Here is a 23,616-nt window from a genome sequence, read left to right as displayed (position 1 = left end):
AACTGTGCACGTGCACAGCTAGCGCAGCGGCAGCGGCCCGGCGATCTCGCGCCGCAACTGCTGCAGGCGCCGGATTTTCTCTTCCACCCTGGCGATCTGCGCCGCTGAAATGCCGGCTGCGCGGGCCCGCTCGACATCGGCCTGCAAGCGCGGCACTTCCAGCTCGGCGGCGCTGGCGAAGGCGGCCAGCACGCGCGCCTCCTGGCGCGCTTCGTAGGCCCGGTAAGCTTGCGGATCGGCCAGCTGGGCGGCGCTCGGCCCGCTGCCGGGCAGCGCCGCAGGGGCCAGCGGCGGCGTATGCGGGTCGCCGTGCCGGCGCGCATCGGCCATGCTTTCCCAGGCGGGGCTGGGCGCGCTGCGCGGCACCTCGCCCAGCCATCCCGCTCCCGCCGCCTGCACGGCCCGGACGGGCGGCGCCTGGGCCGTGGCGGGCGCTGCGGCGGGCCGCTCCGCCAGTGCTGCGGCCGGCACTCCGGCTTGCGGGAGCGCCAGCCACGCCGCGCCAGCGGCCACCACCAGCGCGGCGATCAGTGCGCCGGCCTTCACGCCGGCCCTCCGGCAGCGGTGGCGATGTCGATGCGCGCCTTGCGCAGCAGTTCAGCGCGCAGCGCCGTCAATTGCGCGGCCGCCGTTTCGCGCGCCAGCGCCCGGCTGGCCGCATAGCGCACCGATTCGGAACCGGCTTCCTGGTAGCCCAGCACGCGCTGCTCGACCAGCACGATTTCCCACGGCGCCTGGGCGTACGGCCCGGCCGGGCTGCGCACCGGGGATGAGACCTGGCCTTCGGCCTGGGCGAACAGCAGTTGCGCCAGCCAGTCCGGGCGGCCCTGGTGGCGCACCCAGCCCAGCGCGCCGCCGGCGGCCGCGTCCTGCGCCACCGAATGGCGCCGCGCCAGGGTAGCGAAATCGGCGCCGGCGGCCAGCGCGGCCGCGACTTTTTGCGCAGTCGCTTCGTCGGGCAGGCGGATATGGCGCGCCCGTACCCGTTCGATGCGCACGAAATCGTCGCGGTGGCGCCGGTACCAGTCGCGCACCTGGGCCGGGCTGACCTGACTGGCAAGCTGGTCGAGCAGGCGACTGCCGGCATGCTGGTCGTCGCCCATGCCGTGCAGGCGCAGCATGGCTTGCGCATCGCCCTGGTCGGCCAACACCCGGCGCAGGTCGGCCACGGCATCGGTGCCGAAGCGGCGCCGGCTCCAGTCCAGCACATAGCGCGCCGCCACCTGCACCCTGGCCTGGCGCAGCATGAAGTCGCGCTCGCGCGCGAACAGGGCCACCCTGCCCTGCACGTTCTGGCGCCGGACCACGTCGCCCAGGGTGATGCTGCCGTCGCCGCCGTGCGGCAGCGCGAAACGCAGCAACACCAGCCTGTCCGCCTGCGCCAGTTGCGCGCTATCGAGATCGAGATCGAGCCGCAGTGCGCCGGGTTTGCCGAACACCGTGTCGAGGGCGGCGTCGCTCACCGCCTGCGGGTGCAGCAGGCTGTCCAGGCCCGCGCCGGGCAGCTGGCGCAGGTCTTGTTCCATCTCGCTGCCGTACAGGGTGCGCAGGGTACTCGCCAGCTGGTCGTCGATGCTCACGTCGCGCGCGAAGCCGACCCGCTGGCCGGCCGACAGGACCTCCTCGCCGAAGCGCTTGCGCGCCGCCTCGGCCAGCAGGCGGTTGGCGATCAGCGCGTCCAAGGTGGCGCCGCGCTGGACGGCCGGGTCGGCGGCGCGCGCCATGCGCCAGCTGCTCTCGACGCTGAACGCGAGCAGCGGCGCGCCATCGATGCGGGCGGCCGCCGTGCCCTGGTCCAATGCCGCCGCGGGCCAGGCGCAGGCCAGCCAGACGGCGCCGGCCAGCGCGCGCAGGGTGGGTGCCGGGTTCAAATCGCCAGGCGCTCGGCGGCGCGGTTGAGCACGTGCACCACCATCGCGATCGCATGCGGCACCATGGCGCGCGCCACCGTGCGGCGGTCGGCGTGGTCGGTCGAGGACAGCACGATGCCGCCGTTGGCGTAGGAATAGCTGCCGCCCTGGGTCAGCAGGGCGCGGATATCGGTGGCGCCCGGCGCGAGCGGCGTGAAGCTGGCCAGGGCGCCGCGCACCAGCGCGGCATCGCCCAGCTGCTCGCGGTCGTAGTAGTCACCGACCCATTGTTCCCAGCCCGAGTGGCCATTGCCCGAAGTACCCCAGCTGTGGTGCGGCTGGACCACATCGGTGGCATGCAGCACGAAGCCGAGCGACTGCGCGGTGGGGCGCGCCAGGAATTGCTGCCACCAGTACTGGCCGAGGTTGTCGATCGGCTGGAACGGCATGCTTTCGAAATCGGCGTACTGCTTGCTGGCGGAAGTGCCGCCGATGCGGTAGTTGGCCTCGGTCACGCCGAAGCTGTTGTACTTGCTGCTGTCGCCGAACCAGCCTTTCAGGCCGCCGGCGCCGTCGTCGAGATAGTCGCCCACCAGCCAGCCGGCGGCCAGCTTGTCGATATCGCCCCGATTGCTCAGTTTGGCGTAGTTGTAGCCGCCGAAGGCGTTGCCGTGCACGTCGGGGCCGGCGCTGTGGTTCTGGAAGTGCCAGTAGGAAGTGTAGTTGGCCAGCGAGGAACCCAGGCCCCAGACCGGCGCCATCTGGCAGCTGCCGGTGGTGGCGCCGCACAGGTAGGTGTCGGCGAAGTCGTCGACATCGTAGGCGCCCTGGCCCACTGCCTGGGCGAACTGCTCCATCGTGTAGCCGGCCTTGGCGACGCCGGCGGCCAGCCTTGTGTAGTTGGTGGTCGATGGATTGTTCTTCATGAAGGCGACCGCATCGAGCACGATGCGGCGGTGCGTTTCTTGTTGCCATGCTTTGGCGGGTGCGCTGGCAAACAGGGCCAGCGCGAGGCTGGTGGCAAGCAGTCCGGGTTTCATCATTACTCCAGTTGAGTCCACGACGCGGCGAGCGCGTGAATAGTTCGCGAAGGAAGAAATGTAAAAATGTAACGATGAAATGTGACGATGCCATGACTGTGGCGAGACGGGCTCAGTCGCGTTTTTTCAGTTGACAGAAGGGTGAAAGGCAGGATGGTGAGGAACGGCGGCGTTCACATTCGCAACAATCGTTTACACGCGTGTGCAGCTCGGCCAATGGTGACGCCGCAAGACAGGAAGCAAGCGACCCGGCGCCGGATGGGACGCCGGCGACAATCAGTGGTTTATCTGGGCCGACGTTGCGCCATCAAACACCGCCTGCAAGCTGGTCGCGTTGAGGCCGCGCGCGAACCATTGTTCGAGCTCTGCCTGCGTGGCTCGGCCGATACGCTGCGTTGCCGGCACTGGCAACTCGCCGAACCGATTGCGCAACAGGCTGCCCAGCACCCCGCGCAGTGCGATGACTTGTCCTTCCGCCTTGCCTTCCGCCTTGCCTTCCGCCTTGCCTTCCTCCTTGCCTTTCTCCATACCTTTCGCCATGCCTTCGGCGTTTCCCTTTTGAAAGCCGAGCTCCTCGAACTCCTCGGCCCAGATGTCTAATTTTCCCTTCATGTCGGCACCCTCCTCCACATTGCCAACCACCAACAATGCCCGTTCGCTGGCTCCGCGCGCCAGCAGAGCGTTTATCCATACCTGAACCGAGCGCCGCAGGCTGGCCTGGGGCGCGGCTGCAAACCATGTCTTCAGGGCAGGAATGACTTCGTATAAGACATCGGAACCGGCCGAAAGTTCAAGCCTGAACAGCAACGCCAGCAGGCTGGCGTTCGCTTCCAACTCTGTCCTGTCGAGGCGCTGCTGGTCGATCAGCACGTAGCGCTGGGACGGCTGCAAGGCCTCCAGCTCGGCGGGCGCTTGCATGAGGAGTCCGGACAAGTCCATGCTGGCGCTCCAGCGCGGCGCACCGTTGTAGAACACCAGCGGCAGCACCGGCGGCAACAGCAGGCCAGGGGACAATTTGTGGCCCTTGACCAGGTCCTGGTACAGTAAACCAATGTAGGTCTGCATGCGCAAGGCCATCCAGCGGTCCACGCCGGACTGGCATTCGATCAGGATGTACACGTAAAGAAATTCATCGCCCAGCCGCACGCGCCAGACGATGTCATCCTCGCGTGCCGACAGGCGCTCGCTCACATACGCCGGGTTGACCCGCTCGAAGGCCGACAGCGCGACCTCGTCGAGCAGCTTGAACGAAGTAAAATCCGTGATCAGTTCGCGCACCAGTTCAGGGTGGGCGAACAGCGAACGGTATCCGAGGTCGTGAGGGGTGGGCATGGCGCATTGTAGCGAGCGCCCATGCCCTGCCTTTGCGCTGCCTCAGGCGTGCGCGGCGGCGCTTCGGCGGCTTCCTTGCATCTGTTTCTGCAATAAACCGCCTTTCCTGCCGCAGTGCCCGCCTACCGGCCATCGTGGCGTCGTCGCGCCAAACCTGAACGGACAGCGCCGCACGTTTCCATGCAAAATCCGGCAATACCAGCCACCATATGGTCGGCAAGCATGCGGCTGCGCACGGGATCGCGGAACACGTCGACGCGCCAGCGAAAGCACAAGGCCAAGGAAGAGACAACACGCAGCCCGACGGCATTGTTGGGGACGCCGCCCGCCGCTGCACCATGCAAGCTAGGGAGCGATGCGATCTTCGAACAACATGAACTGGTTCCGCGATGGATCTTCGAGCAGGAAGCTTTTGCCACCGGGCCATTCAAACACGGCAAGCTTCCCGTCACGGTCCGGCACGAGGCGGGCACCGCTGCTGAAAACAGTCTGCGTCAGGCGTTCAAACTCGCTGTCGCAGCTATCGACGCTCATGCCGAAGAGCGGCGCGCCTGCGGTTTTTGCGGCGCGCTCGCTGATCTGCAGGCAAACGCCGGGATTGCCGGTCGCGTGCAGCAGAATGGCATTCATGCCGTAGTCCGCCGCGATCTCGAACATGCCGAATTCGTCCACATAGAACTTGATGGCGAGCGCGCATGACGCGACGTTCAACAATATATCCGTTCTCATCTCGGCGCGGACCCGGATGGGGGTCCGGCCCCAGCGCCAGCAAAGCGGCAAGGTGTCATGCGCCGCCGCCATCCGGCTCCGGCTCCGGCTCCGGAAAGGCTGCGCTCATTATTTGCTGCCATACATCCTCGCCTTCTTTGCGCCACCAGTATGGCCGGTCTTCCGAAGGCCGCACATGGTCGTAGATGCCCACCAGTCCGAGCAGCTCGATGGGATTATCCCCCATGAAGCGAAACCCGTCTTTCTCGGCAATCCACAGCAGATCGGCCGGATAACAACCATCGTCATCCAACTCGCCTTCCACGTGCATCTTGAAACCGCGCTCGCGCAGAATTAACAGGCAGGTGTTGTAAACGTTTGCGTGGCTACCTAAAGGCATGGCGTTCCCGATTTTTCAACTTACGCATCAATCAACGTGAATCAGCATTTGCACTTCACGACAATCTCACCCGGCACCTCCCCGCGCACCAGCACTTCATTGTTCTTCTTCATTATCTGCACCACATCGTTCGCCTTCGCTTTCAACTTCGGATCGGCTTTCATGATTTCCTTGGCCTGTTCCGGTGTGATGGTCTGGAGTTTGCCTTCAGCCACCAAGTCCGCAATAGCGTCTTTCGACACTTTCACCGGGTCGCCGAAAAATGTCGCGCCCCGGGTTCCATTACCATTCTTTAATTGCTCAGAGAAGGATGTCAGGCTGCCATCTCCCTTGCTTGTGACATGTTGCCAGATATCGTTCGCGGTCACCCCGCCTTGCATCGGCTGACCTATCGGCCCGCCGGAATAGGCATTGTCGCCGCGAAACAGGAACCCCGCCAATCCCAAGGGGTCGACCCACCCGCTCGGGTTTGCCGCATATTGGTACAGATTCATTCCGCCCAGCAGCCCGACAGGATCGCTGGAGATAAACCGTCCGACATCGGCATCATAGTACCGGAACCTGTTGTAGTTCAATCCGGTTTCAGCATCGGCATACTGGCCCTGAAAGCGGATTCGTTGCTCGTGCAAATCAGCCTGTTGCGCGTCAATTGCCTGGCTGAACGCCGCCGGCACATCGATCATCAGCACATTGCCCCACGCCTTATATTGCCCCGCCCAGCTGACCCGGCCCTGCGCATCGGTCATTTCGCGCGGCGTGCCCACCTGGTCGGCGTGAAGATACGCCACTTGCGGCGCGTCCTGCGCCGTCCCGGCTGGCAGCGGCGCGTCGATGTGCGCCAGCGGTACAAACGATGCCGGCTCATACAGGTAAGTGCGGCTGTACATGCCCCGTGTCTCGCGCAGCAGGCGATTGCCGTCCCACGCGAAGCGGGTCGTCGCGAACGCATCGCGCTTGGCAATCCTGCGCCCGAACGGATCGTAGGCATACGTCACCGTCTGCACCGTCGGCGCCGCGGCGCCGGCCTGGCGCGTCACCACCGCCTTGACCAGCTGATGCGCGGCATTCCATGTGAAGCGCATGCGCGTATGGCGCCCGACCAGCTTCTCGCTCAGGTTGCCGTGGGCGTCGTAGTCATAGCGCTTATCCTCGAACACGCGAACACGGTTGCCCTCGATCCGGCCAGCCCCGGCAATGCTCCCGTCGAGCAGATTGTGCGCGGGGTCGAATGCAAAGCGCTCGTCGGACTGCGGCTGCAGGGCCGACAAAATGCGCCCGAGCACATCGTAGCTGTAGCTCGTGCGCCCGTTGCGCCTATCGTCGATGGCCAGCAGATTGCCGCTCTCGTCATAGTCGTACTGGCGTGCGATGAGCGGCTCGCCGCCCTCGCCCGCGCCGCTGCGTGCGGCCACCTGCGACAGCAGCCGTCCCACCGGATCGTAGCGGAACGTGCTGGCCAGCGCGCCCTGGGTGCGGCTGACCGGACGGTGCAGCTGGTCGCGTTCGATGTCGGTGATGACCTCGCCATCAATATTGATCTGGTGCAGGTGGCCTGAACCATAAAATAGATGATTCAGTACACGCCCGTCCGGCAGCACCGTCTCGATCCGGTTGCCCAGTTCATCGTAGGCGTGGCGCAGTACAGTCGACTCGCCGCCGCTGTCGGTCTGCTCGGCCACCAGCTGGCCCACGGCGTCGTACTGCATCGCCACCTCGGCGTCGGCGTTGATGGCGCGGATCATCCGGCCGGCATCGTCGTAGGCGTAGCGCAAGCGCAGTTGCTCCGCCTGCGCCGGCCCGGTGCTGCGCGTGATGATCTTCTCGACCAACTGCCCGGCGCTATCGCGCACAAAGCCGGTGTCGATGCGGGTGAACTCGGTGCGCGCACCGCTGCCATGCTCTTCCTTCGCCACCAGCAGGCCGCTGCCGTCGTAGCGGTAGCGGGTCAGGCACGCATCGAATCCGGTCTCTTCGCTCAGGCGGTCGAGCGCGTCGTAGACGAAACGGTGCGCATCGCCATTTTCGTTGATCAATGCCACCATCCGCCGCACCGGGTCATAGCGGTACTCAACCACGCCGCCGCGCGCATCGATGCGCTTGAGCGGCTTGCCGTCGCTGTCGAGCACATAACTGGTGCGCTGCCCGGCAGGATCGATGCGCGCCAGCAGGCGGCCAAGCGCATCGTATTCGTAACGCTCGGTGGCACCGTCCGCCTGCACCACCGCCAGCAGGCGTCCGAGCGGGTCGCAGGTGTAGGTGGTCGCATTGCCCTGGGCATCGGTGGTGCGCAACAGCGTGCCGTTGCCGTCGTAGCTGAAGCGCGTCGTATTGCCGGAGCAATCGGTGTAGGCGGTCAATTGCGCGGCGCGATTGTAGGCCAGCCGCTTGACGCCGCCGGCGGCGTCGGTCAACCTGACCGGCAAGCCGGCCTCGTCGTACTGGTAAGCGGTGCGCTGGCCGAGCGCATTGGTCACGCTCAGCAGGTTGCCGCGCTCGTCGTAGCGCAACGCCGTGCTGGCGCCGAGCGCATCGGTGATCAGGGCCGGCTTGGCGAAGCGCGCATCGTAGACGATGCCGGTGCCCTTGCCGTCGCGTTCCACCCGCACCACGCGCCCGCGCGCATCGTAGCGCAAACCGATCGCGCGCCCGCCCGGGTCGACGATGGCGAGCAGCCTGCCGTTACCATCGAGGCGACGCTCGGTGACCCCGCCTTCCGCGTCGACGTGGCCGATAAAGCCGCCCTCGGCGTCGAAACGGTAGCGCTGCTCGCGCCCCAGCTTATCGGTCACCACCGTTTCCCGCGCCAGGTAGCGGAAGTTCCACGACAGGCCGTTATTGGTCCAGTTGCGCACCACCCGCGCACCCGGGCCGTCCTGGTCGTATTCATAGCGCGACACCAGAGCGTCCGGCTGGGCGTGCTCGATCATCAGGTGCTGGCGGTAGGCGAAGCGGCGGGTGACCTGGTCCAGGCGGTTGCGCACTTCGACCAGGTTGCCGTCGGCATCGTAGGCGTAGCGCACCAGCACCTCGCCCTGGCCGCCGGCTTCCGGCAGCAGGACGATGGTGTCGAGGCGCGCCGCGCCGCCATGCTCGCCGAACGCCAGCAGGAAAACGCGGCCGGCGCTGTCTTCAATGCGCTGCGGCAGCTGGCCGTCGTAGCCGATGCCGAGCTGGTTGCCGTTGGCATCGACCAGCCCGACCAGGCGCGCAATACCGCTCGCCGTCGCCGCCATGGCGAACTGGCGGCGCAGCCCATCCTCGTCGATCAGTTCGAAACTGCGTTCGCCGGTGCGCGCCAAGCTGATTTTTTCGGACGGCGAGTAGACCGATGCGCCCACCTGGGGCAGCGAAAACGTGACCTCGCGCTGCCAGGCGTCGAGCACCACGACCTGGCCGGCGCCCACTTCCAAGGCATCGGAAATCGGCGTGCTCCACCCCGGCCCCAGCCATCCGGCGCGGCCCTGGGCCGAGCTGTAGCTGCGCTGCCACACCAGCCCCAGGGCCGCGGGCAGCGCGAAGTCCAGGTCGAGCTCGCCCGCCAGGATTTTGCTGCCGGAAAGCGGATTGACGGGCTGGCCCACCAGCAGGCAGGCCGGACAAGGCCGGCGCGCCTTGCCTTCGTTGGCCGGCGGCTCGTCGGCCGGCTTGGCCGGCTCCGCCGGTTTCGCGGGCTCGGCCGCCGGGCTGGCCTTGCCCGCGCCCGCCTTGGCAGCCGATGCCGCTTCGCCCTCGGCTGCCGCGATGCGCGGCTGCAACGCCGGGTGCTTCATCAGCTTGGCCTCGTTGGCCACCACCCAGTCGGCGAAGCCCGGACCGAGCTTGCTCTTGCCCAATTCCTTCATCAGCATGGACTTGCTGGCTTGCCCGCGCGACAGGTAGAGCACGATCGCGGCCAGGATCGCTTTCACCAGCAGCAACTTGCCCTGCGCGAACGATTCGCTGGCCAGGCGCAGCTGGGCCGCGTACTGGCCCCTGGCGCTGTCGGGCAGCTCGCCGGCATGCCAGGCGGTGGCGAAGCCTTCGGCCATCTTGCCGCACATCGTGGGAATGGTTTCGCCGATATACAACACCAGGCTGCCCAGGCCCATCCAGACCAGGATTTCGCCGCCGATCTGGGCGCCCAGGGCCGCGCCCCCGATCGCGCCCGGCACCGCGCCGGCGCCGGCGGCAAAGGCCCCGGCCACGCCGCCCACGGTGCCGCCCAGGGCTGCGCCGCCGCCCACGTACAACACCACTTCCTTGACCACGCCCCACAGCACGCCCCAGATCTGCGAAAAATCGAGGCCTTCGAGCTGGGTCTTGAGCAACTCCTGGAAACGGTGCTCGGCGCCATCGATGGCCAGCCCGACCGCGACCGTGCAGCGCACCGCCTCGATCCGCATGGCGGCGCGCCCGACCGAATCGACCGAGTCGGCCACCCGGTGCGACCAGCGCTGCAGGCGCCGGTCGATATCCTGCCGGACCTGGGCGCCGGCGCTGTCGTAGGCCCGCCCGAGATCCTTGAGGGCGCGCTGGAAGTCGAAAAAATGATTGGGGGAATCGGAGGTAGACATACGCGGCGAACTCTCTGGCGTCGATGCGACGCGATAGGTTGGTGCGGTTGAATAACTCGAAATTGACGAGCCTGCTTATGATAGTATATATACAATTTCTTGGGTATTCCTACTTGCAGATGCCGGCAACAGCAGGGACGGTGCGCCACGACCCGCGCGCTGCCCCATGAAGGCATTCATGGCCACACCGCCGTGCGCGGCGGCGTTGGCGCTGTTCAACGTGATAATTTTGTTCGCGCGAGCTCCCCATGACATTCCAACCTGTAGACAAATCTCCCGCCCTCGCCGGTCTTGCCGGGGCCAAGCCGTCCGAGCTGGACACCCCGCTGGCCGCCGCCAGGCTCGCCACCAGCGTTGCCGGCGCGGCCGGGGCCGATCCCGCCGCTCTCGCCGCCGGCAACACCGCGCTCGATACGGCCGCGGCCCTGCAGGCGGGCGGCGGCGTCGCCGCGCTGGCCGGGGCTGGCGCGGCCCTGGCCGCCCAGGCCAGTCCCGAGGTGGCCAAGGCGCTGGCCGTGGCGGGCCAGGCCAGGGCCCTCGCCGATGTCGCCGGCGCCAAGCTGGCCGCGCCCGCCCCGCTGGCGGCGGCGCCGGCGGCCGTGGCGGCGCCCGCGCCACTGCTCATCGCCGAACATCCCCTGGCCGGACAGGCGGTCAACGACTTCGCCACGCCGGAAGCGCTGTTCATGCCCTCGCCGATCGACCCGTCGCGCAGCGCGCCGCCGGCGGGCGAGCCGGATGCGGTGGCCGGGGCGGGTGCCGCGGCCGGCGGCGCCGCCGCCAACTTCGTCGACGGCACCCGCCTGCTGCGTTTCTATTCGCCGCTGCAGGGCAGCCGAGCCCTGCTGATCGAATCGATGAGCGGCGCCGCCTCGCTGTCGGAACAATACGTGTTCCAGCTCAACCTGCTGTCGAAAAATGCCGCGATCGATCTCAAGGATCTGATGGGCAAGAACGTCAGCGTCGGCGTCCAGCAGGCCGATGGCAGCGAGCATTTCATCAACGGTTACGTCAATTCCTTCGGCTTCACCCACTCGGACGGCGGCTTTGCCTTTTATCACGCCGAAATCGTGCCCTGGTTCGCTTACCTCAAGCGCCGGGTGAACTCGCGCATCTTCCAGGACGACACCGTGCTCGGCGTGCTCGACAAGATCTTCAAGGGCGACTACAGCGGCCTGGCCACCTATGAAGTGCGCACCAGCCAGACCTACGCGCCGGAAAACTATATCGTCCAGTACGATGAAACGGACGAGCATTTCACCAGCCGCCTGATGGAAAAATACGGCCTGTTCTATTATTTCGAACACAGCGCCTCGGGCCACGTGATGGTCATCAGCGACGACTCGCGCAACAGCAGCTTTTGCCCGCCGCAACAGGCGCATGCCGAGGTCACCTTCAATGGCGGCAACCGCACCCAGGACAGGGATAGCGTGACCGCGTTTACCGCCGAGCGCATGCTGCAGTCGACCAAGCTGGCCCTGAACACCTTCGACTTCAAGGCGCCCAACAGCATGCAGTACGTCGAGCAGCCGACCGTGTCGGTGCAGGGCGACGTGCCGCCGATGGAAATCTACGACGGCAATCCGGCCTTTTCGTACAAGAACAAGGATGACGGCAAGCGCGAAGCGCGCCAGCGCATGGAAGTGCTGGAATGGCAGGCCAAGATTTTCCACGGCGCGTCCGATTGCCGCGGCCTGGTTGCCGGCCACAGCCTGAAACTGCTGGAACACCACTGGTTCGATGCCGCCGACGGCACCGACAACGACTTCCTGGTGCTGTCGGTGCAGTACAACGCGCGCAATAACTACTTCCAGCGCGGCATGAGTGACGTCTACCGGAATACCTTCAGCGCAATCCGGCGCAAGATTCCCTACCGGCCGCGCCGCGCCCACCGGCCGCCGCAGATGCCGGGGCCGCAGACGGCCACCGTGGTCGGCCCGAAAGGCACCGAGATCCACACCGATGCCTTCGGCCGCATCAAGGTGCAGTTCCACTGGGACCGCTACGGGCGCCGCGACGAACGCAGCTCGTGCTGGATCCGCGTGTCGCAGCCGTGGGCCGGCCAGGGCTGGGGCACCATTTCGATTCCGCGCATCGGCCAGGAAGTGATCATCGATTACCTGGAAGGCGACCCGGACCGCCCGGTCTGCACCGGCCGCCTGTTCAATGCCGACCAGCCGGTGCCGTACGCGCTGCCGGACGCGGCCCACATGATGGGTTTCAAGAGCCGTTCGACACCCGGCGGCGGCGGCTTTTCCGAAATGGTGATCCACGATGCCAAGGGCAAGGAATTGATCAATATCCATTCGCAGAAGGATATGGTCACCACGGTCCAGAACAAGCAGGACAATATCGTCCATGGTCCATCCCAGACCAATACGGTGAGCACGGGCTTTCACATCACCACCGTCAAACAGCATATCGAGACGACCTCGGAAACGGCGCACATCCACCAGAAAGCCAACAAGAACATCGAACTGACGGCCGAGACCGAACATATCCACCTGACCGGCAAGACCGACATCGAGGCCAAGGCGCAGACCGGGCATGTGCTGGTGACGGCCAGTACCGACATCACCTTCCAGGTAGGCGCGAGCAAGATCGTGATGAAGGCCGACGGCACCATCCGGCTCGAGGGCGTGCATGTGGATATCGTCGGCAGCAGCCGGATCGACCTGAACAAATAAACAGATGAACGACGACAAGACAATGCTCTACCACGCGAACGACCTGATCTTCGAGCTGCCCGCCCGGCTCAAGGACAAGACCATGCACATGTTCACGCTCAGCGACGATGGCGCCAGCGAATTTTCCATGGTGGTGTCGCACGCCGAGACCCAGCCTGGCGAAGCGCTGGAAGAATTCGGCGCCCGCCTCATCCAGGAAATGATGCGCGCACTGCCGAAGTTCCAGCTGCGCCACAACCTCGATGCGGTGCTCGACAACGCGGCCGCGCTCGACCTGGCCTATAGCTGGCGCAGGGATGGCATCTTCATGCACCAGCGCCAGGTGATCGCCCTGACCCAGGGCGACTCTCCCGGCAGCACGCGCGCCATCCTGATCGCCGCCACCTGCCTGAGCGCGTTCAGCGACGAATGGAGCGCGGCCTTCGACCGGATGCTCGCCAGCGTCAAGCTGCGCCGCCCGCTCGGGGCCGCGGCGCAGCTCGCGCAGGCGACGCCGGCGCCGGCGCCGGCCCAGCCCTTCATCTTCGCGCTGTCGGAACGGCGCCGCCTGCTGCATGTGTTCGGCGACCAGGAAGAAGCCTGCCGCAAGACCGATGCGCGCGAAGTGGAACAGGATGCCTGGGCCTTCTTCGACGCCGGCGGCCGGCCGCTGCAGGCGCGCTTCATGGTGCCCAACAGCGGTTCGCTGTGGCGCAAGAGCGGCAGCTATGTGCTCGAAGCGGCGGCGCCCGGCAGCACCGCGCTGGGCGAGCGCCTGATACCGGGGCTGATGCTGCAGGGCGGCGGCGCCGGCCTGCCGTTCGCCAGCATCGCCGAGGTGCGCACCCATTTACAGGGCGCCGGCGGCGCCCGCACCGAAGGCTGAGCATGGCGCAAGCGGCACGCATTTCCGACCCGATCGGCCACAGCCCGACCATGAGCTGGCTGCTGGCCGGGCTGCTGGCCGGCGCCGCCATCGCGGTGGCGGCGGTGGTCATCGTCGGCACCGGCGGCCTGGCCGCGGTCGCCATGGTCGGCGCCGGCGCCGCCATGGGCGCCGGCCTGGGCGAAGCGATGAGCACCATGAGCTGGGCGCCCAAGGAAGTGAGCGGCATGATTTCAGGCCTGTGCTCCTTCAACGTATTCACCAACGGCAAGCCGGCGGCGCGCGCCCACCTCGACATGACCCTGTGCGCCAAGCATCCACAGGCGCCCTTGCCGATCGCCACCGGCAGCGCCACGGTCTTCATCAACGGCATGCCGGCGGCGCGGGTGGACGACACCATCGCCTGCAGCGCCGTCATCACCAGCGGCTCGAACAATGTCAACATCGGCGGCGGCACGGTCCAGACCGACAACATCGCGCCGGAAGAGCTGGTGCCCGGCTGGGTCCACGCGGCCCTGCTGGTGGTCGGCATCGGCTCGGCGGTGGTGCTGGCCGGGCCGCTGCTGGCCGTGGCCGGCCTGGCGGGCGGGCTGCTGGGCGGCCTGGGCGGCGGCTGGCTGGGCGGTGCGATTTTCGGCGAAGGCTCGGACGGCCAGAAATGGTCGGCCCTGGGCGGCAGCCTGATCGGCGGCCTGCTGGGCGCCAAGGGCGGCAGCGCCTGGGAAGCGGCGCGCGCCGCCCGCCCCAACCAGTCGGTCAGCATCATCGGCTTCCGCGGCGCCGGCAAGCCGGTCGACCTGCTGGGGGAAAACCCGCCCCACCCGTACGAGGTCACCGGCCACGTCGGCTATTCCCTCGATGGCGGCAAGACCATTTACGGTTTCGGTCCGGACGTGCCGAAGAACATGACGGCTTTCGAGGCGGTGCAGTCCCTGCGCGAAGGCACCATGTACAAGGGTATAATCACCGACGATACGGCGGTGTTCGCCGAAGTGGCGAAGAACCCGAGCATCGGACGCGACGGTACGCCGCAAGTCGTGATCGAACAAAAAATCCCGATGACCCAGGCCCAGTACGACGCCGTCGTCGCCGCGCACGAGGCGCGCGGGGTCAAGATGCCGATGGACGACCTGCTGTACGGTTTCCCGAAAGAAGGCGGCTGCACCTTCAACTGTGCAACCTATCCGAGCCAGATGGGCATACCGATTCCCGAAACCACGGGCAATATGCGCACTTACATGCCAGCCCTGGAAGAAGTCGGCGTGCCCTGGGTGCCGAAAGAGTGAGGCGATGAGCGAAGACAAAGCATTCCTGGCCGATAAGGTCGCCGGCCACGATGCCGTGCTGCTGGAGGTGCTGGCCGAGCCGGCGCCGCAGCACCTGCGCGCACGCCTGATCACCGTGTACAGCGCGCGCCACGGCCTGGCTGGCCAGGCGCCCGGTGCGCAGATCGATTTCGTGCACGCGCCCAGTTCCTGGGGCAATACCCCGCTGGCGCCGGGGGATCTGGCGATCGTGTTTCTCAATACGATATCGGGGCGCTTGTACGAAGCGGCCTGGAACGGGCATGTGCTGGTCGACGACATCGACGGCCGTCCGCATGCCATCTACAAGCACAAGGAACTGTGGCTCAACGAGGCCTTCCCGCCCGAGATCCGCGCGCACGCCCGCCAGGATCCTGCGCGGCCGTATGCCAGCGCCATCAAATTCGACGCTTTCGAGACCTATCTGAGCGGCCTGATCGCGCACAGCGCTTGAAGGATCGCACGCCGCGCCCTTGATTAATTGAATGAGGACAGCTGCCACGCCGCGGCGTGGCTGTCCCGGAGCCTGAAAATGACTACACAAAAGCTGGACCTGATGCCGTTTTGCCTGCGCGCGCGCGCTTTTCTTGCCCAGGGCCGTACCGAGGACGCCATGGGTTTGTTCAATGACGTGATCGCGGTCGATCCCGACAATATGCAGGGCTACGCCGACCGCGGCACCGCCTGGGCCATGCAAAAGCAGTTCGACCTGGCCATGGCCGACCTGGACCGTGCATTCGCGCTCGGCTATGACGAAGCGTCCGCCTACAGCACGGCCGGCACGATCTGCCTGGAACAGGCCGAGTACGACAAGGCGCTCGGCTATTTTTCCAGGGCCGCGCAACTCGATCCGCAGTATCCGTACACCTACTACAACCGGGCCAATGTGCATTACGCGATGGGCAACCGCCCGGCCGCCGTCGCCGACCTGGAAACCTGCCTGCACTTTCCCGGCGCCGCGGACTTTCGCGAGCTGGTCTTGAAGCGGCTCGCCACCGTCCGTTCGGCGTAGCAGCCCGGCTCGCCTCGCAGGCGAGACAGCCTGTGCCGGTTGACTTTTGCCATTGCCCGGTACACCATCGACAAGCATGCCAGACGCATATTCCCCATCACTTCAAGGAGTAAGGTTATGACAATGTTTATCAAGGGTGTCCTTGGCGTCGTCGCGTCATTCGCGTTCGCGCTACCCGCCCTGGCGGCCGAACCGGCCACGGCGGAGGAAGCATCGGCGCTGGTGAAACGCGGTGTCGCTTTCGTGAAGGCGAACGGGAAGGACAAGCTGCTTGCCGAAGTGGGCAACAGCAAGGGTCAATTCGTGAGCGGCGACTTGTACCTGAGCGTCTGGGATGCCAAGGCCACCGTCCTGGCGCACGGCGCCAATCCCAAGATGGTGGGCAAGAACATCATCGACTTGAAGGATGCGGACGATAAGTACTTCATGAAGGAAATCGTGGCCAAGGCCGCCAGTCCGGGCAGTGGCTGGGTCGACTATAAATGGGTCAATCCCGTCACCAAGCAGCTGCAAGCCAAGTCGGCCTATATTGAAAAAGTCGACGACATCATCCTCTCCGCGGGCTATTACAAGAAATAAGGGCAAGGCGGACCTTCCGCCCTCCTCCGGCGCATCGTCGATGCGCCCTCTTCCCTCCCCCGTTTGATTCCAGCATGCCATGACGGCCAGCGTACGGCCAGCCGCGACGTCATGGATCGCGCATACCTTGCGCCACAGAAATGTCAATACCGTAAATGCAAATGAGATTGATTAACGTTTACGCATATAGCGGATTTCGCTATAATCGTCCTCATCTATTTGAGGAGTTAATCTTGAAGCAACAACAATCGCAACAGCCAAAGAGTCTTCGTAGCAAGAGCGACATGACGTTCAATACCATGAAGAAAACCAGTATTGCCATGGGCATGTCCAGTGCCTTGTTGATGATGCCGTTCGCCGCCAGCGCCCAGAGCGCCGCGCCCGCCGCCGCGCCATCGGAAAAAGATAGCAAAGTCTTGCCCGACGTCGTCGTCTACGGCAAGTACCTCGACCCGAATCCGAACGCCGAAGTCGGCGCGCCGTACAAGGCCAAAACCTCGGGCGATGCGCGCCACACCCGTCCGCTGGCCGAAACGCCGCAGACCATCATGGTGATCACCAAGGCCGCGATCGACGATTCCGGCATGACCGAACTGAAACAAATCCTCAGCGCCCAGCCCGGCATCACCCTGGGCACCGGCGAAAACGGCAATGCCTTCGGCGACCGCTACATCATCCGCGGCCAGGAAGCGCGCAGCGACGTGTTCGTCGACGGCTTGCGCGACCCGGGCATGACGACCCGCGAAAGCTTCGCCATCGAACAGCTGGAAATTTCGAAGGGCCCGAATTCGAGCTTCGCCGGCCGCGGCACCGCCGGCGGCGCCGTCAATGCGATCACCAAGCAAGCCACCCTGGACAAGGACTTCCAGCGTATCACCGTGGGCGCGGGCACCGACAGCCACAAGCGGATCAGCGCCGACTTCAACAAAGGCTTCGGCGACAACTTTGCCCTGCGCGCCAACGTGCTGTACGGCGACGAAGACGTGCCCGACCGCGCGCCATCGAGCCGCACCCGCAAGGGCGTGGCCGTGTCGGGCCTCTTGGAAGTGAACAAGGACCTGTCGCTCACGCTCGACTACTACGGCCTGCGCACCGACGACAAGATGCCCGACCTGGGCCACTTCCTGGTCGGTACGGTGCCCAACCGCGTACCGGCCACCAACGTGCCGGTGTACGCCCAGTCCGGCGACTTCCTCAGTTCGGACGTCGACACCGTGACCGCGCGCATCAACTGGAAGCTCGCTCCCAACCTGACCCTGACCAGCCTGACCCGTTACGGCCAGTCCGGCAATGCCTACGTCACCACCGGCGCGTCGAGCAACACGCGCTATGTCGGCGCCACCGCCGATACCACCAAATCGTTCGTCAGCGCCGCGCTCGACGGCGGCCACACCGGCTGGCAGGACGTGGATTATTTTGCCCACCAGAGCAATCTGCGCTGGGACAAGCAACTCATGGGCATGAAGCACGAATTCATCTTCGGCGTCGAATACACCGACCACCAGGTCGTCTCGGGCAACTTCACGGTCGCCAACAGCGGCGCCTTCAACTGCCGCAGCGCCATTGCCGTCGGCCCGAACAACGCGCGCTGCTTCAACGACGTCAATGGCGTCCCGGTCGCCGACCTGGGCAACTTCGCCGGCCGCAGCAGCGCCCGCAACAGCTGGAACCAGGATTGGCAAGTCAAGTCCTTCTCCCTGACGGCGATGGACACGGTCGACCTGACCGAGCGCCTGACCGCCTTTGCCGGCATCCGCGCCGACCGCTTCGACCTGTCCCTGGTACGCCGCACCCCGGCCACCAACCAGATCGCGGGCGACTACAGCTACAGCGACACCCTGGTCAACGGCCACGCCGGCGTCAGCTTCAAGGTGTTGCCGAAACTGATCGTCTACGGCAGCGCAGCCAGCGCCCAGGACATCAACGGCGGCGAAGCCGATTCGGGCACCAACAGCGGCTACGGCGGCGCCGTGCTGTACCAGAACAAGATCGCCGGCGCCAAGCCGGAAACCTCGGTCAACCTGGAACTCGGTGCCAAGTGGAACTTGATGGGCGACAAGCTGCTGGCCACCGCCGCCGCGTTCCAGACCAAGAAGAAGGATGTGATGGAAGGTGCGAACTATGACACCGTCGGCACCTTCAACACCGGCAAGAACAAGGTGCAGGGCGTGGAATTCGGCCTGACCGGCAACATCACCGAAGCGCTGTCGGCCCAGATCGGCGCTGCCGTGATGAGCTCGAAAGTAACCGGTTCGTCGGCGCCGGCCGGCATCGGCCGCGAACTGGCCAACTTCGCCAGGAAATCGTTCTCGGCCCAGGGCAAGTACCAGCTGACCGATGCCTTCTCGTTCGGCGCCGTGGCCCGTTACGAGAGCGACCGTTGCGGCGGCCAGCCCGACACCGCCGCCGGCTACACCGCCGACAAGCAGTGCGCCCAGCCGGTACCCTCGTTCACCGTGTACGACGTGTTCGCCGCCTACCGCTTCTCGAAGAAGCTGGACCTGCGCCTGAACGTGCTCAATGCCACGAACAAGGATTACTTCACGGCCGTCTACCGTTCCGGCGCCTTCCTGTACAAGGGCGATGCGCGCGCGGTGCGGATGGCGCTGAACTACGAACTGTAAGCGCGGGCCGCGTCAAGTCTCGCATCTAGTCTCTTAAGCAGCCAGCAACTTCGCTACAATGCCGGGTAACTCCCGGCATTTTTCATTTTATGATGACCACACCTCTCCCAGGCGCCCAGCCGCCTCTTGGCAAGATCCCCGCTGACATCGGCTGCGCCGCCGACTACGAAACCTTGGCCCAGCGCTTCATGGCGCCGCCCAGCTACGACTACGTGGCCGGCGGCAGCGGGCGCGACCTGACCGTGGCCGCCAACCTGGCCGCGTTCGCGCGCTGGGATATCTATCCGCGCCTGCTGCGCGACGTCAGCGGCGGGCATACCCGCGTGAGCGTGGCGGGCCAGCAGTTCGCCCACCCGGTATTCCTGGCGCCGGTCGCCTTCCAGAACCTGGCGCACGCCGCCGGCGAATTGCAAAGCGCGCGCGCCGCGCATGCGGTCGACAGTTGCCTGGTCAGCAGCACCTTGTCGTCCTGCACCCTGGAAGACGTGGCGCGCGGCGCCGGGCCGCAGCGCTGGTTCCAGCTGTACTTCCAGCTGCGCCGCGACGACACGCAAGACTTGCTGGCGCGCGCCGTCAAGGCCGGCTACAGCGCCATCGTGGTCACGCTCGACGCGCCGATCCAGGTACCCAGCAAGCGCGCCGTGCGCGCCGGCTTTCGCATGCCGCCCGACTGCGTGGCGGCCAACCTGCGCGGCTACGCCCCGGCCAACACGGCGCCGCTCCCGCCCCGGCACAGCCACATCTTCCAGGGCATCATGGGCAGCGCGCCGACCTGGGACGACCTGCGCTGGCTGATCGGCCAGACCACCCTGCCGGTGCTGGTCAAGGGCGTGCTGCACCCGGACGACGCCGTGGCCCTGCGCGCCATCGGCGTGGCCGGGGTGGTGGTATCGAACCACGGCGGACGCACCCTGGACGGCGCGCCGGCCAGCCTGGACGTGCTGCCAGCCATCCGCGCCGCCACCGGCCCCGGTTTCCCGCTGCTGCTCGACGGCGGCATCCGCTCCGGCACCGATATCTTCAAGGCGCTGGCGCTGGGGGCCGACGCGGTGCTGATCGGGCGCCTGCAGATGTACGCGCTCAGCGTGGCCGGCGCGCTCGGCGTGGCGCACATGGTCAAGCTGCTGCGCGAGGAACTCGAAGTGTGCATGGCGCTGGCCGGCTGCGCCAACGTGGACGAGATCGGCAGCGGCGCCGTGCTGCCGCGGCCGGGTTCGCCATGCTGACCACCCTCGAATCGGTGTTGAGCAAGGACGAGGTGCGCCAGTTTCGCGCCTGGCTCGACCAGGCCGAGTGGCGCGATGGCGCGGCCACGGCCGGCACCCTGGCACGCTCGGCCAAGAACAATGCCCAGATCGACGATGGTGCCGAGGTGGCCGTCAGCCTGGGCAATCATATTTTGCGCACGCTCGGCAACACGCCGCTGTTCATCGGCGCCGCCCTGCCGCGCAAGATTTATCCGCCAAAATTTAATCGCTACAGTGTCGGCGAAACCTACGGCACGCACGTTGATAGCGCAGTGATGCAGATTCCAAACACGCACCTGAGCCTGCGCAGCGACCTGGCCGCCACCCTGTTCCTCTCGGAGCCAGGCGAGTACGACGGCGGCGAGCTGGAAATCGAGACCGAATTCGGCGTGCAGACCGTCAAGCTCGATGCGGGCGACATGGTGCTGTATCCGGCGTCGAGCCTGCACCGGGTCACGCCGGTCACGCGCGGCGCGCGGTTAGCCTCGTTTTTTTGGATAGAAAGCCTGGTGGGCGACGACGCCGAGCGCACCTTGCTGTTCGACCTGGACCAGACCATCCAGAACCTGACACCAGGCTTGGCGGCGGACGACCGCAACCTGCTCAAGCTGACCGGGATTTACCATAACCTGCTGCGCCGCTGGGCAGCGACCTGATTTTCAAATAGATAAGGAAATGCCATGACTTCAACCATCGCCAAACTGGCACCGCTCGTCCTCGCCTTCGCCGTCAACGGCGTGTGGGCCCACGGCGACGTGAAATGCACCACGCGCCCGAAATCGGAATGGAAGCCGCACACCGAACTGCACGAAAAATTGACCAAGGAAGGCTGGGTGGTGCGCCGCATGGAAGCGACCGCGAGCTGCTACGAAGTCTATGCCAAGGACCCGGACGGCAAGCGCATCGAAGCGTTTTTCGACCCGGTGACCTTTGCCCGCGTCGAAGAGAAGTAAGCCCGGCGAGCGCACCCTGAAGCAGGATTGGCAAAAAATCTGGGATGCGCCGGTGCGCCTGCTGCACTGGTCGCTGGTGGCGAGCATCCTTGCGGCCTGGATCACCAGCGGCCAGACCGGCATGGCGCACGAATACATCGGCTACGCGGCGGCGGCGATCGTGGCCGCGCGCCTGCTGTGGGGCTTTACTGGCAACCGCTATGCGCGTTTCGGGCAGTTCGTGCGCGCTCCCGCGCCCACCGTCGCTTACCTGCGTGCCGTGGCCAAGGGCCGCGCCGCGCGCCACCTGGGCCACAATCCGCTGGGCGGGGCGATGGTGCTGGCCCTGCTGACCTGCGTGAGCCTGCTGGCCCTGAGCGGCTGGGCCGCCACCACCGACCTGCTGTGGGGCTATGCCTGGCCGGTGCGGCTGCACGTGGGTATTGCCTGGACCCTGGTGGGACTGGTTGCGCTGCATGTGTCCGGGGTGGTGTTTACGGGCTGGCAGCATCGTGAAAACCTGATCATTGCCATGATCACAGGCAGGAAGAAGCCGCCCGCGCCAGGCGACCAGGATTGATGTGGCGGGCGCTTGGCCAGCGCGCAATGCGCATATCAATCCCAAGCCATCACCAACACTACGCGCGCGGCCTCGCACAAAACGATGATTATAGGGCGGTCGAGCTGCAACGCAGGCGATTGGCGTCAGGCTGCATGGCTTGGAAGGTACGCTAAAGCACATCGAGGCATGCCAGGTGAGCGCCGAGCTGGCCGCGGTCACGAAAGAAGTGGCGCGGCTCAACGACGTGCTGTTCGATTACTTGCTGGCGGGCGCAGCCGCCGTCCAGTAGCATACTGCCATGAAAAAAATCCCTGCTCTTGCCTTGCTGTACCTGATCCTCGGCGGTTGCGCCACCAGCCCGACCGCGCCGCGCCCCGCTACGCGCCCACGCCAACGCCGGACCTGGCCGGTTTGTGGGTGGGCAAGGAAAGCGGACAGACGCACACCTTGCTGCTGCGCGCCGACGGTACCGGCACGTTATGCTGGGAATCGATGGGCAAGTACAGCGCCATGCCATTGACGATCAGCGGCGACAAGATGATCGGTCTGACCGACGCCACCCTCAAGCGCAACGCCGACGGCAGCTTTGCCCAGTGTTCATGGGGCGTGTGCATGGAATTGAAGCGCACCGAAGATATTCCCGCCGCCTGCCGCGCGTGGCTCAAGCAGTAAGCGGCGAGGGCCGGGTTCCCGCTGCCATTCGGGGGAAGGTAGCGGGGAACACGCGCGGGCGTCGGGACGTTCAGGCGCGCCGCCTCAGCGGCGGCAGCTCGCCACCGGCGTGGGCGTGACCACAAACGCGTAGTGCGAACCATACTCGCCGTGGATCGGCTGGGTGCCCGACTTGCCGGCATTCGGTCCGATGATATAGGTATTCGCCTTGGGTATTCCGCCGTCGGCGTAGGCGGCGATATCGGTGCTGGCGTTGCCGTAGGCGCGCACGATGTTCAGGCCGACCACGTCGCGCAAGTGGCGCAGGTAGTCGGTCTTGAATTTCTGGGTATCGGGCGGAATCGGACCGCCGCCGTAGGGATTGGAGTGATAATGCCAGCGCCCGACCTTCTGGATATCGAGCCACTCCAGTCCATCCCTGGTGACCCAGTACGGGCGCCCGGTCAGGAAAATCACCTGGTACCCCTTTTCGCGGTAGGCGTTGACCACTTGCGGCGCGTAGTAATACGGCGTGGCGGTCTTGACGCCGACATAATCGGCATAGGCTTCGAAGTCATTGATGGTCAGGGTGCCGTCGATATCGAACACCACCGCCTCGCGCCCCGGATCGACCACGCTCAGATAGCCGGTGGTGCTGCTCAGATCCCCCTCCACGACGAAGCGCACGACATAGTCGCCGACCGCGCGCACGCCCAGCGGCACGTTGATCTTGCCGTCGCTGTCGGTCACGTAACTGCCGACGTACTGCCATTGGGACATGCCGGTGCCGTACAGATACGCATGAACGCGCTCGCCTTCCAGATCCTTGTGCAGCAGCGCGTCATAGTCGAACTTGCCCGTGATAGTCGCTTGCGAACCTGCCTTGACGATGGTGTCGTGCGCCATGTGCCAGGGCTTGTACAAGCCCGCCAGGATGGTATTGCCGAACTTTGAAAACGTCTTTTTCGCGGGGCCGGAGAAGGCCGGCGGATTGGCCGCGGTCGTGTAATCGGGACAGGCGGCAACGGCAGGCAAGGCGGACAAGGCACAGGCAATCGCAACACAGCGCGCAACGGGTTTCAACATGAACGTCTCCTATGGATGATGGGACTAATCGATGGACTTCGACACAAACTTTTAAATTGTGGACTGTCAACATTACGCTGCCATGAGGATTTATAAAATGGCAATGGCGCCATTTTCTTCTGCTTATTCAAAAAACAAGATCGACTGTTGCGTGAGGTGTACAGACGAGGCGCGGATGGCGCGT

The 23,616-nt window shown here is 65.6% G+C and carries 21 protein-coding genes; 13 read left to right on the top strand and 8 right to left on the bottom strand.

What is annotated here, in order from left to right; all coding sequences use genetic code 11:
- Positions 1-18: 18 nt before the first annotated feature.
- The 7 genes from IV454_RS11450 to IV454_RS11420 form a co-directional block, all read right to left on the bottom strand.
- Positions 19-546 carry a hypothetical protein gene (locus IV454_RS11450; protein WP_206091552.1) on the bottom strand — a complete coding sequence of 176 codons (528 nt, stop codon included), beginning with the start codon at positions 544-546 and terminating at the stop codon, positions 19-21.
- Positions 543-1,871: a peptidyl-prolyl cis-trans isomerase gene (locus IV454_RS11445; protein WP_229522191.1), complete on the bottom strand. Its 1,329-nt coding sequence runs from the start codon at positions 1,869-1,871 to the stop codon at positions 543-545. Before IV454_RS11445 ends, IV454_RS11450 begins: the two co-directional genes overlap by 4 nt.
- Positions 1,868-2,890 carry a phospholipase C/P1 nuclease family protein gene (locus IV454_RS11440; RefSeq protein ID WP_206091551.1) on the bottom strand — a complete coding sequence of 341 codons (1,023 nt, stop codon included), beginning with the start codon at positions 2,888-2,890 and terminating at the stop codon, positions 1,868-1,870. Before IV454_RS11440 ends, IV454_RS11445 begins: the two co-directional genes overlap by 4 nt.
- Before the next feature lie 276 nt (positions 2,891-3,166).
- Entirely contained in the window at positions 3,167-4,222 is a 1,056-nt protein-coding gene (locus IV454_RS11435) for an Rpn family recombination-promoting nuclease/putative transposase (RefSeq protein ID WP_206091550.1), read from the bottom strand.
- Between the two features lie 345 nt (positions 4,223-4,567).
- A complete protein-coding gene (locus tag IV454_RS11430; RefSeq protein ID WP_206091549.1) occupies positions 4,568-5,023 on the bottom strand; it encodes a VOC family protein in 456 nt (151 codons plus the stop codon).
- Positions 5,007-5,330 (bottom strand): hypothetical protein, encoded by a 324-nt coding sequence (locus IV454_RS11425; RefSeq protein ID WP_206091548.1) that lies wholly within the window; start codon positions 5,328-5,330, stop codon positions 5,007-5,009. The genes IV454_RS11430 and IV454_RS11425 overlap by 17 nt, the downstream gene beginning before the upstream one ends.
- Before the next feature lie 41 nt (positions 5,331-5,371).
- Complete coding sequence (locus IV454_RS11420) at positions 5,372-9,883, bottom strand: DUF6861 domain-containing protein (protein WP_206091547.1); 4,512 nt, start codon at positions 9,881-9,883, stop codon at positions 5,372-5,374.
- A 248-nt stretch (positions 9,884-10,131) separates the two neighbouring features.
- Here IV454_RS11420 and IV454_RS11415 point away from each other — a divergent pair, with 248 nt between their 5' ends.
- The 13 genes from IV454_RS11415 (at position 10,132) to IV454_RS11360 (ending at position 22,367) form a co-directional block, all read left to right on the top strand.
- The gene (locus IV454_RS11415) at positions 10,132-12,570 is read left to right on the top strand and encodes a type VI secretion system Vgr family protein (RefSeq protein WP_206091546.1); all 2,439 of its coding nucleotides are present in this window, start codon (positions 10,132-10,134) and stop codon (positions 12,568-12,570) included.
- A 4-nt stretch (positions 12,571-12,574) separates the two neighbouring features.
- Positions 12,575-13,435 carry a DcrB-related protein gene (locus IV454_RS11410; RefSeq protein ID WP_206091545.1) on the top strand — a complete coding sequence of 287 codons (861 nt, stop codon included), beginning with the start codon at positions 12,575-12,577 and terminating at the stop codon, positions 13,433-13,435.
- 2 nt (positions 13,436-13,437) lie between these two features.
- Entirely contained in the window at positions 13,438-14,721 is a 1,284-nt protein-coding gene (locus IV454_RS11405) for a PAAR domain-containing protein (protein ID WP_206091544.1), read from the top strand.
- A gap of 4 nt (positions 14,722-14,725) precedes the next feature.
- Positions 14,726-15,193 carry a hypothetical protein gene (locus IV454_RS11400; RefSeq protein WP_206091543.1) on the top strand — a complete coding sequence of 156 codons (468 nt, stop codon included), beginning with the start codon at positions 14,726-14,728 and terminating at the stop codon, positions 15,191-15,193.
- Between the two features lie 78 nt (positions 15,194-15,271).
- On the top strand, positions 15,272-15,751 hold the full coding sequence (locus IV454_RS11395) for a tetratricopeptide repeat protein (RefSeq protein WP_206091542.1): 480 nt from the start codon (positions 15,272-15,274) through the stop codon (positions 15,749-15,751).
- A 117-nt stretch (positions 15,752-15,868) separates the two neighbouring features.
- Positions 15,869-16,330, top strand: a complete 462-nt coding sequence (locus tag IV454_RS11390; RefSeq protein WP_063896243.1) for a cache domain-containing protein — start codon at positions 15,869-15,871, stop codon at positions 16,328-16,330.
- Between the two features lie 284 nt (positions 16,331-16,614).
- On the top strand, positions 16,615-18,954 hold the full coding sequence (locus IV454_RS11385) for a TonB-dependent receptor (protein ID WP_206091541.1): 2,340 nt from the start codon (positions 16,615-16,617) through the stop codon (positions 18,952-18,954).
- 89 nt (positions 18,955-19,043) lie between these two features.
- Positions 19,044-20,180, top strand: coding sequence for an alpha-hydroxy acid oxidase (locus tag IV454_RS11380; protein ID WP_229522187.1), 1,137 nt, complete (start codon positions 19,044-19,046; stop codon positions 20,178-20,180).
- Positions 20,174-20,857: a Fe2+-dependent dioxygenase gene (locus tag IV454_RS11375; RefSeq protein WP_206091540.1), complete on the top strand. Its 684-nt coding sequence runs from the start codon at positions 20,174-20,176 to the stop codon at positions 20,855-20,857. Before IV454_RS11380 ends, IV454_RS11375 begins: the two co-directional genes overlap by 7 nt.
- A gap of 24 nt (positions 20,858-20,881) precedes the next feature.
- Positions 20,882-21,154, top strand: a complete 273-nt coding sequence (locus IV454_RS11370) for a PepSY domain-containing protein (protein ID WP_206091539.1) — start codon at positions 20,882-20,884, stop codon at positions 21,152-21,154.
- Complete coding sequence (locus IV454_RS11365; RefSeq protein WP_229522185.1) at positions 21,132-21,713, top strand: cytochrome b/b6 domain-containing protein; 582 nt, start codon at positions 21,132-21,134, stop codon at positions 21,711-21,713. The genes IV454_RS11370 and IV454_RS11365 overlap by 23 nt, the downstream gene beginning before the upstream one ends.
- 139 nt (positions 21,714-21,852) lie before the next feature.
- Positions 21,853-21,984, top strand: a complete 132-nt coding sequence (locus IV454_RS33315) for a hypothetical protein (protein WP_282961418.1) — start codon at positions 21,853-21,855, stop codon at positions 21,982-21,984.
- A gap of 56 nt (positions 21,985-22,040) precedes the next feature.
- Positions 22,041-22,367: a hypothetical protein gene (locus IV454_RS11360; RefSeq protein ID WP_206091538.1), complete on the top strand. Its 327-nt coding sequence runs from the start codon at positions 22,041-22,043 to the stop codon at positions 22,365-22,367.
- An 84-nt stretch (positions 22,368-22,451) separates the two neighbouring features.
- On the opposite strand, the gene IV454_RS11355 is transcribed toward IV454_RS11360, so the two are convergent.
- On the bottom strand, positions 22,452-23,432 hold the full coding sequence (locus tag IV454_RS11355) for a lipin/Ned1/Smp2 family protein (RefSeq protein WP_206091537.1): 981 nt from the start codon (positions 23,430-23,432) through the stop codon (positions 22,452-22,454).
- Positions 23,433-23,616 lie beyond the last annotated feature (184 nt).

The organism is Massilia antarctica (genome assembly GCF_015689335.1).
GTDB lineage: Bacteria > Pseudomonadota > Gammaproteobacteria > Burkholderiales > Burkholderiaceae_D > Telluria_A > Telluria_A antarctica.
The sequence above is the reverse complement of the archived record's forward strand: the minus strand, read 5'-3'. Positions and strand labels throughout refer to the sequence as shown.

Coding starts and splice junctions, on each gene's coding strand:
- IV454_RS11380 (WP_229522187.1), top strand. CDS start 19,044: ATGATGACCACACCTCTCCCAGGCGCCCAGCCGCCTCTTGGCAAGATC.
- IV454_RS11415 (WP_206091546.1), top strand. CDS start 10,132: ATGACATTCCAACCTGTAGACAAATCTCCCGCCCTCGCCGGTCTTGCC.
- IV454_RS11440 (WP_206091551.1), bottom strand. CDS start 2,890: ATGAAACCCGGACTGCTTGCCACCAGCCTCGCGCTGGCCCTGTTTGCC.
- IV454_RS11405 (WP_206091544.1), top strand. CDS start 13,438: ATGGCGCAAGCGGCACGCATTTCCGACCCGATCGGCCACAGCCCGACC.
- IV454_RS11390 (WP_063896243.1), top strand. CDS start 15,869: ATGACAATGTTTATCAAGGGTGTCCTTGGCGTCGTCGCGTCATTCGCG.
- IV454_RS11425 (WP_206091548.1), bottom strand. CDS start 5,330: ATGCCTTTAGGTAGCCACGCAAACGTTTACAACACCTGCCTGTTAATT.
- IV454_RS11395 (WP_206091542.1), top strand. CDS start 15,272: ATGACTACACAAAAGCTGGACCTGATGCCGTTTTGCCTGCGCGCGCGC.
- IV454_RS11375 (WP_206091540.1), top strand. CDS start 20,174: ATGCTGACCACCCTCGAATCGGTGTTGAGCAAGGACGAGGTGCGCCAG.
- IV454_RS11400 (WP_206091543.1), top strand. CDS start 14,726: ATGAGCGAAGACAAAGCATTCCTGGCCGATAAGGTCGCCGGCCACGAT.
- IV454_RS11430 (WP_206091549.1), bottom strand. CDS start 5,023: ATGGCGGCGGCGCATGACACCTTGCCGCTTTGCTGGCGCTGGGGCCGG.
- IV454_RS11410 (WP_206091545.1), top strand. CDS start 12,575: ATGAACGACGACAAGACAATGCTCTACCACGCGAACGACCTGATCTTC.
- IV454_RS11420 (WP_206091547.1), bottom strand. CDS start 9,883: ATGTCTACCTCCGATTCCCCCAATCATTTTTTCGACTTCCAGCGCGCC.
- IV454_RS11370 (WP_206091539.1), top strand. CDS start 20,882: ATGACTTCAACCATCGCCAAACTGGCACCGCTCGTCCTCGCCTTCGCC.
- IV454_RS11435 (WP_206091550.1), bottom strand. CDS start 4,222: ATGCCCACCCCTCACGACCTCGGATACCGTTCGCTGTTCGCCCACCCT.
- IV454_RS11385 (WP_206091541.1), top strand. CDS start 16,615: ATGACGTTCAATACCATGAAGAAAACCAGTATTGCCATGGGCATGTCC.
- IV454_RS11355 (WP_206091537.1), bottom strand. CDS start 23,432: ATGTTGAAACCCGTTGCGCGCTGTGTTGCGATTGCCTGTGCCTTGTCC.